This window comes from Shigella sp. FC1567, from assembly GCF_001743015.1.
Taxonomy (GTDB): domain Bacteria; phylum Pseudomonadota; class Gammaproteobacteria; order Enterobacterales; family Enterobacteriaceae; genus Escherichia; species Escherichia coli.
The window spans coordinates 1-13,421 of sequence record NZ_MIIV01000021.1; the positions used below are offsets into that span (position 1 = coordinate 1).

General features: G+C 51.9%; 15 protein-coding genes. 6 read left to right on the forward strand and 9 right to left on the reverse strand.

The window, feature by feature from the left end:
- The coding region (locus BHE85_RS01720; protein WP_023147292.1) for an IS3 family transposase at positions 1-231 on the reverse strand (231 nt) is incomplete at its 3' end.
- Positions 232-657: 426 nt separating this feature from the next.
- On the opposite strand from BHE85_RS01720, the gene BHE85_RS01730 reads away from it, so the two are divergent.
- Together BHE85_RS01730 and BHE85_RS28005 are read left to right on the forward strand one after the other, a co-directional pair.
- On the forward strand, positions 658-903 hold the full coding sequence (locus BHE85_RS01730) for a hypothetical protein (RefSeq protein WP_000627421.1): 246 nt from the start codon (positions 658-660) through the stop codon (positions 901-903).
- Positions 904-943: 40 nt separating this feature from the next.
- On the forward strand, positions 944-1,066 hold the full coding sequence (locus BHE85_RS28005; RefSeq protein WP_001230617.1) for a hypothetical protein: 123 nt from the start codon (positions 944-946) through the stop codon (positions 1,064-1,066).
- 121 nt (positions 1,067-1,187) lie between these two features.
- Here BHE85_RS28005 and metE read toward each other — a convergent pair whose 3' ends face one another.
- Positions 1,188-3,449 (reverse strand): 5-methyltetrahydropteroyltriglutamate--homocysteine S-methyltransferase, encoded by a 2,262-nt coding sequence (metE, locus tag BHE85_RS01735; protein WP_000153927.1) that lies wholly within the window; start codon positions 3,447-3,449, stop codon positions 1,188-1,190.
- Between the two features lie 235 nt (positions 3,450-3,684).
- On the opposite strand from metE, the gene metR reads away from it, so the two are divergent.
- Positions 3,685-4,638: an HTH-type transcriptional regulator MetR gene (gene metR / locus BHE85_RS01740; protein ID WP_000573621.1), complete on the forward strand. Its 954-nt coding sequence runs from the start codon at positions 3,685-3,687 to the stop codon at positions 4,636-4,638.
- Here metR and bioP read toward each other — a convergent pair.
- The 3 genes from bioP to pldB all read right to left on the reverse strand — a co-directional run bounded on the left by bioP (position 4,526) and on the right by pldB (position 7,331).
- Positions 4,526-5,425: a biotin transporter gene (bioP, locus tag BHE85_RS01745; protein WP_001196226.1), complete on the reverse strand. Its 900-nt coding sequence runs from the start codon at positions 5,423-5,425 to the stop codon at positions 4,526-4,528. The genes metR and bioP overlap by 113 nt on opposite strands.
- 75 nt (positions 5,426-5,500) lie before the next feature.
- Positions 5,501-6,301, reverse strand: a complete 801-nt coding sequence (gene yigL / locus BHE85_RS01750; RefSeq protein ID WP_000285352.1) for a sugar/pyridoxal phosphate phosphatase YigL — start codon at positions 6,299-6,301, stop codon at positions 5,501-5,503.
- 7 nt (positions 6,302-6,308) lie between these two features.
- Complete coding sequence (gene pldB / locus BHE85_RS01755) at positions 6,309-7,331, reverse strand: lysophospholipase L2 (protein ID WP_000487654.1); 1,023 nt, start codon at positions 7,329-7,331, stop codon at positions 6,309-6,311.
- A 110-nt stretch (positions 7,332-7,441) separates the two neighbouring features.
- On the opposite strand from pldB, the gene rhtB reads away from it, so the two are divergent.
- The gene (rhtB, locus tag BHE85_RS01760) at positions 7,442-8,062 is read left to right on the forward strand and encodes a homoserine/homoserine lactone efflux protein (RefSeq protein WP_000171710.1); all 621 of its coding nucleotides are present in this window, start codon (positions 7,442-7,444) and stop codon (positions 8,060-8,062) included.
- 61 nt (positions 8,063-8,123) lie between these two features.
- Here rhtB and rhtC read toward each other — a convergent pair whose 3' ends face one another.
- From rhtC to pldA, 3 genes are all read right to left on the reverse strand, one after another.
- Positions 8,124-8,744: a threonine export protein RhtC gene (rhtC, locus tag BHE85_RS01765; RefSeq protein ID WP_000928821.1), complete on the reverse strand. Its 621-nt coding sequence runs from the start codon at positions 8,742-8,744 to the stop codon at positions 8,124-8,126.
- Positions 8,745-8,807: 63 nt separating this feature from the next.
- Positions 8,808-10,637: an ATP-dependent DNA helicase RecQ gene (recQ, locus tag BHE85_RS01770; RefSeq protein WP_004987775.1), complete on the reverse strand. Its 1,830-nt coding sequence runs from the start codon at positions 10,635-10,637 to the stop codon at positions 8,808-8,810.
- A 132-nt stretch (positions 10,638-10,769) separates the two neighbouring features.
- Complete coding sequence (gene pldA / locus BHE85_RS01775) at positions 10,770-11,639, reverse strand: phospholipase A (RefSeq protein WP_001259700.1); 870 nt, start codon at positions 11,637-11,639, stop codon at positions 10,770-10,772.
- 164 nt (positions 11,640-11,803) lie between these two features.
- Between pldA and yigI the strand changes: the two genes are divergently transcribed.
- Together yigI and rarD are read left to right on the forward strand one after the other, a co-directional pair.
- Positions 11,804-12,271: an acyl-CoA thioesterase YigI gene (gene yigI / locus BHE85_RS01780; RefSeq protein ID WP_001277142.1), complete on the forward strand. Its 468-nt coding sequence runs from the start codon at positions 11,804-11,806 to the stop codon at positions 12,269-12,271.
- Positions 12,272-12,322: 51 nt separating this feature from the next.
- Complete coding sequence (gene rarD / locus BHE85_RS01785; protein ID WP_000339099.1) at positions 12,323-13,228, forward strand: EamA family transporter RarD; 906 nt, start codon at positions 12,323-12,325, stop codon at positions 13,226-13,228.
- Here rarD and BHE85_RS01790 read toward each other — a convergent pair.
- On the reverse strand, positions 13,222-13,421 hold a 200-nt coding region (locus BHE85_RS01790), incomplete at its 5' end, for an IS1 family transposase (RefSeq protein ID WP_000327172.1). The two genes, rarD and BHE85_RS01790, sit on opposite strands and share 7 nt — an antisense overlap.

The following is a 13,421-nucleotide window of genomic DNA, read 5'->3' on the forward strand; positions in this document are numbered from 1 at the left end:
TTCCAGCTCTTTCAGACGCTGACGTTCAGCGGTGGTGAGCCCGCCATCACCGCCTCCGGTATCCCGCTCATGCTGGCGTACCCAGACACGCAGAGTCTCCGGTGTACAGCCAATCTTTGGGGCAATGGAACAAATTGCCGCCCACTGTGAGTCATATTCGCCCTGACTTTCCAGAACCATACGAATCGCCCTCTGACGGACTTCGGGGGAAAAACGAGTATTTTTAGTCATCCTGTTTACCTCTTTCTCAGGAAGTTTAGTCTCCAGGATTCCCGGGGCGGTTCAGACCATTTAATCCCGACCTTGCCGGTGGTCCAATAGAAAATCTGACGACAGATGGCGTAACAATCAACAGGGAAGGTATCGCTATTGTTGAAAAACACATAGCCAGATTTGGTCATGACCCTATAAATGAAGTGATGATCAATAGACTGAAAGACATTGAGAAAGGAAAAATCCCCCCAGAACAAGTAGATCTTAACTTCTATACTCATGAGTGTCGGGAATATCAGCGTTACTGTAATCTTGGTTGGGAAACAGGACAACCTGATGGTGACGCAGGCTATGCACTCTGGAATCATACGCATACTGCTACTCTAGAAGATTATAAACTTAAGGGAGAACTTAATGACTTATACCACCAGGATGCACTTGACTATGATAACTGAAACTGAAATTAACGTACTGAAAGTTATGGCTGAGAAAGATATAAACTGGAACTGGATGAATCTCGATCGCACACTATCCATAAGGCAAATTCCAGGATTCGGTAATGTTGTTAACATTGTTAACAAATTAGCTAACGAGGGTTTGGTTATTATTGAGGATAGCGGACATAAGTCTATGCCTCACTACCACGTTACTGAAAAGGGATACAATTTCGTGAAAAGTGAGAATAAATAACGTAGCGTTGATTACTGAACAAATCGCTCAGGATTATATTTTGCGTAAAAATGATTCGGTTATTTCTGTATCTGAACGGGCGCAGATAGCAAAATGGCTTCCGGTGATGGAAGCCATCAGATTATTGGCAAAGTGCGCGTTGTTCATGCCGGATGCGGCGTGAACGCCTTGTCCGGCCAACAAAACTCAAAAATTCAATAAATTGCATAAATTATGTAGGCCTGGTATCAGGCAGTTTTGCCTCTTTCATCGTACTGCAATTTACAGTGACTCGTTAATATTCATCATCCCCGACGCAAATTCTGCGCCGCCTGCACCATGTTCGCCAGTGCCGCGCGGGTTTCTGGCCAGCCGCGCGTTTTCAGGCCACAGTCCGGGTTGACCCACAGGCGCTCTGCCGGAATGCGTTTTGCCGCTTTCTTCAGCAAGGCTTCAATCCATTCTACGCTCGGTACGTTTGGCGAGTGAATGTCATAGACGCCTGGACCGATTTCATTCGGATAATCAAACTCTTCAAACGACTCCAGCAACTCCATGTCGGAACGCGAGGTTTCGATGGTGATGACGTCTGCATCCAGTGCCGCAATGGAATCCATGATGTCGTTGAACTCGCAATAACACATGTGAGTGTGGATTTGTGTGTCATCTTTCGCCACGGCGGCGTTGATACGGAAGGCCTCCACGCCCCACTGGAGATATGCATCCCAGTCGCTACGACGCAGCGGTAAACCTTCGCGCAGCGCCGGTTCATCAATCTGGATGATGCCAATTCCTGCGGCTTCCAGGTCCGCCACTTCATCACGCAGCGCCAGCGCAATTTGTTTGGCGATGGTTTCACGGCTGACATCTTCACGCGGGAACGACCAGCAGAGAATGGTCACCGGGCCAGTCAGCATCCCTTTCACCGGTTTATCAGTCAGAGATTGCGCATACTTCGCCCACTCCACGGTAATCGGTGCCGGGCGACTAACGTCACCAATAACAATCGGTGGCTTCACGCAGCGGGAACCGTAGCTCTGTACCCAACCGTTTTGCGTAAAGACAAATCCGTCGAGGTGCTCGCCAAAGTATTCCACCATGTCATTACGCTCGGCCTCGCCATGTACCAGCACATCCAGTCCCAAACGTTCCTGCTCAACAATGGCCTGCTTGATATGTTCCGCAATGCCCGTGCGGTAGTTGTTGGCGTCGAGATTGCCCTTTTTGAAATCCAGACGCAGGGTACGAATTTCCGTGGTTTGCGGGAAGGAACCAATCGTGGTGGTCGGCCACGCTGGCAGTTTAAAACGCGCACGCTGGGCTTCAGCACGCACTTCATAGACATTCGCACGCTGGCTGTCCTGGGCGGTGATCGCCGCCAGACGCTTTTCTACCGCCGGATTATGTACACGAGTAGAGTGACGACGCGCCTGAATTGGGGCGCTCCACTCTGCCAGAGCTGCCGTGTCACCACTGTTCAGCGCATCGCGCAGCAGTGCCAGTTCATGGCATTTTTGTAAGGCGAAGGCAAACCAGCTTTTCACTTCTGCATCAAGACGCGTTTCCACGCTCAGGTCGATGGGGCTGTGCAGCAACGAGCAGGAAGATGCCACCCACAAATCACGTTTGCCGACAATGTCCTTAATTTGCGCATATTTCTCAGTAAGATCGGCGCGCCAGACGTTACGACCATTGATCAGTCCCGCAGACAGCAGCCAGTCAGAAGGCAGGCGCTTGTGCAGTTCAGCAACGCCATCTTTACCATGTACAAGGTCCACATGCAGTCCCTGAACAGGCAGCGCAGTAATCGTGTCGAGATTTGGCGTAACGCCTTCAAAATAGGTAGTCAGCAGCAGTTTCACCTGTCCCTGGAGCGCGTCGTAAGCGGGTTTGTATGCGTCCAGCCACGCCTGTGGTAGTTCCAGTACCAGCGCGGGTTCATCAATCTGTACCCACTCGATGCCGCGTTTCTCCAGTTCTGCCAGCACTTGCTGATAAACCGGCAGAATGTCGTTCAGCAGGCTCAGGCGGTCAAACTGTTCACCTTTCACTTTCCCCAGCCACAGCCAGGTAACCGGCCCCAGCAGCACAGGCTTAACGTTGTGGCCCAGCGCCAGCGCCTCGTCCACTTCCTCCAGCAGCTGCGTCCAGGTCAGTTTGAACTGTTGGCCTTTAACGAATTCCGGCACCATGTAGTGATAGTTGGTGTTAAACCATTTGGTCATTTCCGCTGCCGCCGCAGGTTCGCCAGTCGGCGCACGTCCACGACCAATACGGAACAGGGTGTCAATATCTACCGAACCATCTTTGTTCTGATGACGCGCCGGAACGTTACCCAGCAGCAGACTGGTGGTCAGTACATGATCGTACCAGGCAAAATCGCCCACCGGCAGCAGGTCGATACCCGCTTGCTTTTGTTGATCCCAGTGACGAGCACGCAATTCACGCCCTACCGCCAGCAGTTCTTCACGCGTGGAGTTCCCTGCCCAATAACTCTCTTGCGCTTTTTTCAGCTCGCGACGCAGGCCAACGCGAGGGAAACCGAGGGTGTGATTCAATATTGTCATTTTTCTTCCTCTAATTATATGTAAATCCTATGGATTTTGAATTTAGGGAAGGCGGCAAGTTTATTCATCCCCGGGAGCTTACTGAAGTAAGTGACCGGGGTGGAGAAACGCAGCCAACGCACCATAAATTTAAAAGACGAAGGATTTTAGCCGTCCAGATGTTTACACATCCATAATTGGCGGTTACTGTATATTCCTCAAGCGCAAATTATTCATGCCGAAGTGAAGGACTTTCATGATCGAAGTAAAACATCTGAAAACGCTACAAGCGTTGCGGAACTGCGGCTCACTCGCAGCCGCTGCGGCGACGTTGCATCAAACGCAATCCGCCCTGTCTCACCAGTTTAGCGATCTGGAACAACGCCTTGGCTTCCGGCTATTTGTGCGTAAAAGCCAGCCGCTTCGCTTTACACCGCAGGGAGAAATCCTGTTGCAACTGGCAAACCAGGTGCTGCCACAAATTAGCCAGGCACTGCAAGCCTGCAATGAACCGCAGCAGACGCGTCTGCGCATTGCCATTGAGTGCCATAGCTGTATACAGTGGCTGACGCCCGCGTTAGAAAATTTCCATAAGAACTGGCCGCAGGTCGAGATGGACTTTAAATCGGGCGTGACATTTGACCCGCAGCCCGCCTTGCAACAGGGAGAGCTGGATCTGGTAATGACGTCCGATATTCTGCCGCGCAGTGGTCTGCATTATTCGCCGATGTTCGACTATGAAGTGCGTCTGGTGTTAGCACCTGACCATCCACTGGCGGCAAAAACGCGTATTACACCGGAAGATCTCGCCAGCGAGACGCTATTAATTTATCCGGTGCAGCGTAGTCGACTGGATGTCTGGCGGCATTTTCTTCAGCCGGCAGGCGTCAGTCCGTCACTGAAAAGCGTCGATAACACCTTATTGTTGATTCAGATGGTTGCCGCGCGGATGGGTATTGCCGCGCTACCGCATTGGGTAGTAGAGAGTTTTGAGCGCCAGGGTCTGGTGGTGACCAAAACCCTGGGCGAAGGCTTGTGGAGCCGACTGTACGCCGCCGTGCGCGATGGCGAGCAGCGTCAGCCAGTTACGGAAGCGTTTATTCGCTCAGCGCGCAATCACGCCTGCGATCATCTGCCGTTTGTGAAGAGCGCGGAGCGACCCACTTACGATGCACCCACAGTGAGGCCAGGATCACCAGCGCGCCTGTAATCAACGTTGGCCAGTGCGGCTGTTGGTGCCAGATAGCCAGGTTTACCAGCAGCCCTGCCGGAACGTGCATATTATTCATAATTCCCAGCGTTCCGGCGTCCACCTGCGTCGCGCCGTAGTTCCACATAAAGTAGCCAATCCCGGAAGCCACCACGCCAAGAAACACCAGAATGCCCCATTGCAACGTGGTTTGCGGCATTTTCTGCGCATTTCCCAGCAAGAACCATGCAATTACCGCCACCAGGAACGCGCCAAGATAGAACCACGCAAAGGCGTTATGCTGCGGCATCGGGCGAGTTTCCATCAGGCGTTTGTAACCCACCATGCCGATGGCAAAAGTGATATTGGAGAGTTGCACCAGCAACAAGCCAGTCCAGAAATGGTCGGTGACCTGATCATAGCGAATAATCCCGGCACCAATCACCGCCAACAAGGCACTAAAAGCATATCCCCAGCGCAGACGGCGCTTATTCATGATGTCATAAATCAGCGTGATGTAGAGCGGCGTCAGTACGGTGAACAGCAGCAGTTCGGAAACCGTCAGATAGAGATAAGCGCGGAAACTCAGCATATACATCACGCCGAGCTGCATCGCGCCCACCAGCATATACAGGCCGACTGTTTTCAGGCTATTGCCACGGGTACGCAGAAACGGCAGAAAAACGAGTGCCGCCAGGCCAACGCGCACCAGCACCGCAAAATAGCTATCGACGTGCCCCGCAAGGTACTCGCCATAAAAGCTAAAGGAGAAGGCCCACAGAATCGTGGTGATGATAAGTAGCGCCACAATGGAAAACTCTTTGATTAACGAGTATCCATTGTAGCGAAGTATCAGGTTGACAACTGACCAAATAAAGAACGATTACGATAAATAGAGTTTACGCAGATAATGCGGCACCGCGTCGTCGGCATTAGTACCAATCACTTCCAGCTCGGGATGAAGGTCTTTCAGACGCTGGTGCGCACTGCCCATAATGCAGCCTTTCCCCGCCATCGACAGCATTTCGGCGTCGTTCATCCCGTCACCAAACGCAATACAATCCTTCAGGCTGTAGCCCAGTTTCTTCGCCACCGCTTCCAGCGCATGGCCTTTTGAAACGCCGCCCGCCATCACTTCCAGACAGGTTAAGGTAGAGAAACTGACGTTGACGCGATCGCCCCAACGAGCGTTAATCGCCTGCTCCAGCGGCAGCAGTTGTTCATGGGAATCGCAGGTGAAGAACACTTTGCTGACGCCTTCCGGCTCCAGTAATCCAGGCTCATACAGCGCATATTTGAACACCGCTTCTTTAAAAAAGCGCATCTCTTCCGGGCGATGGCGATTCATAAACCATTCGTCGTCGCGATAAACGTTAGTAATGATGTCCGGATTGTCGTTGACTACGCCAAACAGATCGCTGGCAATGTCGCGATCCAGGTTATGAGCAAAAATCAGATTACCATCCAGATCGTGAACGCGCGCACCATTGGAGGTAATCATGTAAGACTTAATCTCCAGATTATCGCGAATTTGCCCCACATCAACGTGGTGACGACCGGTCGCAAACACAAAGTTGATGCCGCGCGCGGTGAGCAGCTTCAGAGTTTCTTTGGCGTAAGGGGATAACGTATGGTCGGGAGAAAGTAACGTGCCATCTAAATCAGACGCAACAACCTGGTACATAAGAAATTTAAACCTCTGTAGAGCGGTTTCCGCTGGGTGAGTTATGCCTGTTGAAAAAATCAACGATGGCGTGGAGCGCGACTGAGCGCATTGCGTCCTTTTCAAAAAGGATCTCATGGTAAGCACCTTTAATTACCAACGGCCGTCCTCCTTCGACAGGATGGCCCGCGGCGGTGCGGAGTTCACAAAAACGGTCATGCATGCGGTTATCCACCACGCGTTCCTCTTCAGCCTGCAAGAGAAGCGTTGGCGTGGCGTCATCACCCGCACCGGCTAACACCTGTTCGCCAGCCAGAATACTTTCGCGTACCCAATGGTAGGTCGGCCCACCGACGCGAATCGTTGGGTCATCAGCATAGAAGCGTAAGTTACGTCGATATCGCTGTCTGCTGTGGGTCAGTACGTTGATAGCAAACGGCAACGCGCGCCAGCGCCCGGTGCCTATTGCATAGCCATCACGGAAACGTGGATGCGCTTCGGCCCAGTTGAGGATCTGCCGTGCCATAAATGACGGCATACGAATCACGATCCCAAACATTGGCGCAGTTAGCGCAATGGCGTCACATACACCTGGATGGCGTTGCAGAAATAATGTGGAGATCGCACCGCCCATCGAATGTGCCAGTATATAGCGTTTACGCCACGGACCGGGCTGGACCTCCTGCTGCCAGAATGCCGCCAGATCATCAACATAATCATTAAAGCGATTAACATGCCCGAGATGCGGATCGGCTAACAGGCGACCGGAACGTCCCTGCCCGCGATGGTCGATGATTAAGACATCAAACCCCAAATGGAACAGGTCATAGGCCAGTTCCGCATATTTTACGTAGCTCTCAATACGCCCCGGGCAGATGACTACCACCCGGTCATGGTGCTGTGCGCGAAAACGGACAAAGCGCACCGGAATGTCATCCACACCAGTAAACTCTGCTTCATCACGCTGACGCCAGAAATCAGTCAGCGGTCCCATGGTAAAAGCAGCAAACGCGTTTTCTCTTGTTTCCCAGTCTTTTTGCTGCTGAAACATCGGGTAATCTGCCTCTTAAACCACGTAAAATCGTTTTTTTTAGCGTGCCTGACACAACGCTGCGACAGTAGCGTATTGTGGCACAAAAATAGACACACCGGGAGTTCATCATGACCTTAGAATGGTGGTTTGCCTACCTGCTGACATCGATCATTTTAAGCCTGTCGCCAGGCTCTGGTGCAATCAACACTATGACCACCTCGCTCAACCACGGTTATCGCGGCGCGGTGGCGTCTATTGCTGGGCTTCAGACCGGACTGGCGATTCATATTGTGCTGGTTGGCGTGGGTTTGGGGACGCTATTTTCCCGCTCAGTGATTGCGTTTGAAGTGTTGAAGTGGGCAGGCGCGGCTTACTTGATTTGGCTGGGAATCCAGCAGTGGCGCGCCGCTGGTGCAATTGACCTTAAATCGCTGGCCTCTACTCAATCGCGTCGACATTTGTTCCAGCGCGCAGTTTTTGTGAATCTCACCAATCCCAAAAGTATTGTGTTTCTGGCGGCGCTATTTCCGCAATTCATCATGCCACAGCAGCCGCAACTGATGCAGTATATCGTGCTCGGCGTCACCACTATTGTAGTCGATATTATTGTGATGATCGGTTACGCCACCCTTGCTCAACGGATTGCTCTATGGATTAAAGGACCAAAGCAGATGAAGGCGCTGAATAAGATTTTCGGCTCGTTGTTTATGCTGGTGGGAGCGCTGTTAGCATCGGCGAGGCATGCGTGAAAAATAATGTCGGATGCGGCGTAAACGCCTTATCCGACTTACTCTGAAGACGCGTCTGGCATCACCGCGAAATAATCAAATGAATGCCAAATCCGGCAAATAACGCCCCGGCAAAACCATCAATCCACTTCGCCAGACGTTGATAACCACGGCGCATTTGCGGCAGGGCAAACAGGCTGGCAACGACGGTAAACCACGCCAGTGTTTCGACAATGATCAGCGCAAAAATGCCCCAGCGCGCGGTAGTGCCAACGTTATCACCGACAAACAATGAGAACACCGAGCCAAAGTAGATAATCGCTTTCGGATTAGCGAGATTGGTCAGTAAACCTTTCAGGAAACTGCGCCCGCTTTTCGCCAGCTCAATCTGTGGTGCAGGCGCAGATACAGCCTCTTTTTTCAGTGCACCGCGTAGCATCTGGTAACCCATCCAGCAGAGATACAGGCCACCGCCAACCATAATCAGCGTATGCAGCCAGGCCATTTTTTCGATAATCAAATGCAGGCCAAGCAACGCAATCCCTGCCCAAACCATAACGCCGCAGGTAATACCCAGCACGCCCATCATCGCTTCTTTACGGGAACGACTGACAGCGGTCTGAGAGACAAAAAAGAAATCGGGACCGGGGCTCATAAGCGCCACAATGTGCACCATGGCGACGGTGAGAAATAACATCAACATACATTTGACTCGCGGGGGAAACGTTTACGGAGTCTTCATCCTGGCACTTTTTTATGCTGCTGACTACTCTTCGTCGTCGCCATCGACATGCGCACGAATCAGCGCCATAAACGGTTTACCAAAGCGTTCCAGCTTGCACATCCCAACGCCGTTAACGCTGAGCATTTCGCTGGCGGTGATCGGCATCTGTTCAGCCATCTCAATCAAGGTTGCGTCGTTAAACACCACGTACGGCGGGACATTACTTTCATCGGCAATCGATTTACGCAGTTTGCGTAATTTGGCGAACAGTTTGCGATCATAGTTGCCGCCGAACGATTTCTGCATCGCTTTCGGTTTGAGCGCCACGATACGCGGCACGGCAAGTTGCAAAGAGGATTCGCCGCGCAGCACCGGGCGCGCGGCCTCTGTCAGTTGTAGGGCAGAATGCTGGGCAATATTTTGCGTCACCAGGCCGAGGTGAATCAGCTGGCGGATCACGCTCACCCAATGTTCATGGCTTTTATCACGGCCCATGCCATAGACTTTCAGTTTGTCATGACCATAGTCGCGGATACGCTGGTTATTAGCACCACGAATCACTTCCACCACATAACCCATCCCAAACCGCTGATTCACACGACCAATGGTGGAAAGGGCAATCTGAGCATCGGTTGAACCGTCGTACTGTTTCGGCGGATCGAGGCAGATATCGCAGTTCCCGCACGGCTCTTGCCGCCCTTCGCCAAAATAGTTCAGCAATACCAGACGACGGCAAGTTTGCGCTTCGGCAAAAGCGCCCATCGCATTGAGTTTATGACGTTCGATATCCTGTAACTGCCCCTGCGGCTTCTCTTCCAGGCAACGGCGCAGCCACGCCATATCGGCCGGATCGTAAAACAGCATCGCTTCCGCGGGCAGGCCATCACGCCCGGCGCGACCGGTTTCCTGATAATAGGATTCGATATTGCGCGGAATATCAAAGTGGACCACGAAGCGAACGTTTGGTTTATTGATGCCCATGCCGAACGCCACCGTCGCCACCACAATTTGCAGGTCATCGCGCTGAAATTTTTCCTGCACGTCGGCGCGAACATTATTTTCCAGCCCAGCATGATAGGCCGCCGCGCTAATTCCCTTGCTTTGCAGGCGCGCAGCGGTGTCTTCTACTTTCGCGCGGCTGTTGCAGTAGATAATGCCTGACTTACCGCGCTGTTCCTGCACGTAGCGCATCAACTGATCGAGCGGTTTGAACTTCTCCATCAGCATGTAGCGAATATTCGGACGGTCAAAACTGCTGATTTGAATCAGCGGATCGTTCAGCCCCAGCAAGCGCACGATATCCTGGCGCGTGGTGTCGTCGGCTGTGGCAGTCAGCGCCATAAACGGCAGGGTCGGGAAACGCTGGCGTAACTGACCAAGCGCGGCATATTCCGGGCGGAAATCGTGGCCCCATTGGGAGATACAGTGCGCTTCATCAACGGCTAATAACACCGGATTCCAGTGCGCCAGATGCTCAAGAAAGTTATCCAGCATCAGGCGTTCCGGGGCGATATAAAGCAGACGAATTTGCCCGGTGCGGCAGCCTGTCATCACTTCAAGTTGCTGCTCGCGGGTTTGCGTCGAGTTAAGGCACGCCGCCGCCACGCCGTTGGCTTGCAGTTGATCCACCTGATCTTTCATCAACGAAATCAGCGGTGAAACAACCACGGTAAGGCCGTTTAGCAATAAGGCAGGAATTTGATAGCAAAGGGATTTTCCGCCACCGGTGGGCATGACGACCAGGCAATCGCGACCGGAAAGCACAGTGTCGATAATTTCTTCCTGGCCGGGGCGAAACTGTTGGTAGCCAAAGGTTTCTTGTAAAACCTGTTTAGCTCCGGACTCCAGATTCAACACTTCCGCCTGCGCCACATTCACCCCGATTGCCTGAAATAAAAACAGGCGCTATTTTCAGCGCCTGCGCGAGAAACTGCAATGCTTTTAGTCTCTGAGAGGGTAATCCTGGATGCTGGGTTCCAGATTTGCCAACCACTCAACCGTTCATCAAAACAAGTCGTTTAGCATAACTCCTACACCGACACGGGTCTGGTTGAAGTTATAGTCGATGAGCGATTCGCCATAGCCGCTGTAAACCTGAGTATAAAGGCGCACATGTTTGGTGATCGGGTAACTTAAGCCTAACTCCGCGCCGCCGTAACCGGTATTCCAGTTGTACTGTCCTTTCGCACTCAACACCGCATCACCGAGGTGATAGCCGATTTTAAGCTGGTAGTAACCCATATATTTGGTGATATCCGGGTTATCGTCAGTATTACCCACCACATACCACGGCTTCACTTCTACCAGCCAGTTACCGTTTTCTGCCATCAGGCGAGTATAAAGGCGGTTCCAGCTGCGGGAGGTCGGGTCGGAACGCCCGTTAGAGTCGTGGTTATACCCCATCTCCACATCGCGCAGCGTCCAACCTGCAAAACGGTAATCGGTGGCAAAACCGAGGAACAATTGCGGTTCGTAGTTGGTTTCACGAAACGGTGAAGACTCTTCGCTATTGGACAGTTGCCACCAGGATTTTTGCGTATAAGACGCACCCAACACCGAGTTCGGGCCTAAAATCCCACGCCACAGTGGAAATGCCAGGCTCAACTGAAACTTTACTTCATCCTTACGCGCATTTTCCGCCCAGTCGTAACTGGCAATCGCTTCTTTGTTCAGATCGCTGGTTTGGGTGTAGATGAGGTAGTTGGTGTCATAAGGATAGAGCGTGAACGGATTGTCATGCTCCTGCAGCATATTGGCGATAATACTGCCACGCACCGCTGGCGCGTCATGCACCTCTTTCACCGTTGCCTCTTGTGCATATACTGCCATAGGCAACATAAACACCGGCAACAACCAGCCCTGCAGAGTCCGCATCGGTCGTGTTCTCCGTAACGAATTATTGATAAGGTGAATGTTTTTCTGCGGGCTATTTTACATACTTAACTCCATTGCCGTTAGTTATCCCTTCCTAAAGTAGAAACCAACAACAAAGAAGCATAAAATCAACATTTCATTAACCAATGAAGTGTAAGGATGATATGTCTGCCGTACTGACCGCTGAACAAGCCCTGAAATTAGTGGGTGAGATGTTTGTTTATCACATGCCATTTAACCGCGCGTTAGGGATGGAGCTGGAGCGTTACGAAAAAGAGTTCGCACAGCTGGCCTTTAAAAATCAGCCGATGATGGTGGGTAACTGGGCGCAAAGCATTTTGCACGGCGGAGTCATTGCGTCGGCGCTGGATGTCGCCGCCGGTCTGGTGTGCGTGGGAAGTACCTTAACCCGCCACGAAACCATCAGTGAAGATGAACTACGCCAGCGGCTATCGCGGATGGGGACCATTGATCTTCGCGTTGATTATCTGCGCCCAGGCAGGGGCGAGCGTTTTACTGCTACCAGTAGCCTGTTGCGTGCAGGCAATAAAGTCGCCGTCGCCCGCGTTGAATTACACAATGAAGAACAGCTTTATATTGCCAGTGCCACCGCCACCTATATGGTAGGTTGAAGACATAAAAGCAGGTAAACTGCTGTTACCAATTAAAAATGAGTATTCCCGATGGATGCAAAACAAACGCGGCAGGGCGTATTACTCGCTCTTGCCGCTTATTTTATTTGGGGTATTGCGCCAGCATACTTCAAGCTGATTTACTACGTGCCCGCCGATGAGATCCTGACGCATCGCGTGATCTGGTCGTTTTTCTTTATGGTGGTGCTGATGAGCATTTGCCGCCAGTGGTCCTATTTAAAAACGCTGATTCAGACGCCACAGAAAATTTTTATGCTGGCAGTCTCTGCCGTGCTGATTGGTGGCAACTGGCTACTGTTTATCTGGGCGGTGAACAATCACCATATGCTGGAAGCGAGCCTTGGTTACTTTATTAACCCGCTGGTGAACATTGTGCTGGGGATGATTTTCCTCGGCGAGCGATTCCGCCGGATGCAATGGCTGGCGGTGATTCTGGCGATATGTGGCGTGTTGGTTCAGTTGTGGACTTTTGGTTCGCTGCCAATCATCGCGCTGGGGCTGGCGTTTAGTTTTGCCTTCTACGGACTGGTACGCAAGAAAATTGCCGTTGAAGCGCAAACCGGCATGTTAATCGAAACCATGTGGCTGCTGCCCGTGGCGGCGATTTATCTGTTTGCTATTGCCGACAGCTCAACCAGCCATATGGGGCAAAACCCGATGTTGCTGAATTTGCTGCTGATCGCCGCCGGTATTGTCACCACCGTACCGCTGTTGTGTTTTACCGCAGCTGCTACACGCCTGCGTCTCTCCACGTTAGGCTTCTTCCAGTATATTGGCCCGACGCTGATGTTCCTGTTGGCAGTGACGTTTTATGGTGAAAAACCGGGTGCCGATAAGATGGTGACCTTCGCCTTTATTTGGGTGGCGCTGGCAATTTTTGTGATGGATGCGATTTATACGCAGCGTAGAAAAAGGGTAATGACTCCAACTTACTGATAGTGTTTTATGTTCAGATAATGCCCGATGACCTTGTCATGCAGCTCCACCGATTTTGAGAACGACAGTGACTTCCGTCCCAGCCTTGCCAGATGTTGTCTCAGATTCAGATTATGTCGCTCAATGCGCTGAGTGTAACGCTTGCTGATAACGTGCAGCTTTCCCTTCAGGCGTGATTCATACAGCGGCCAGC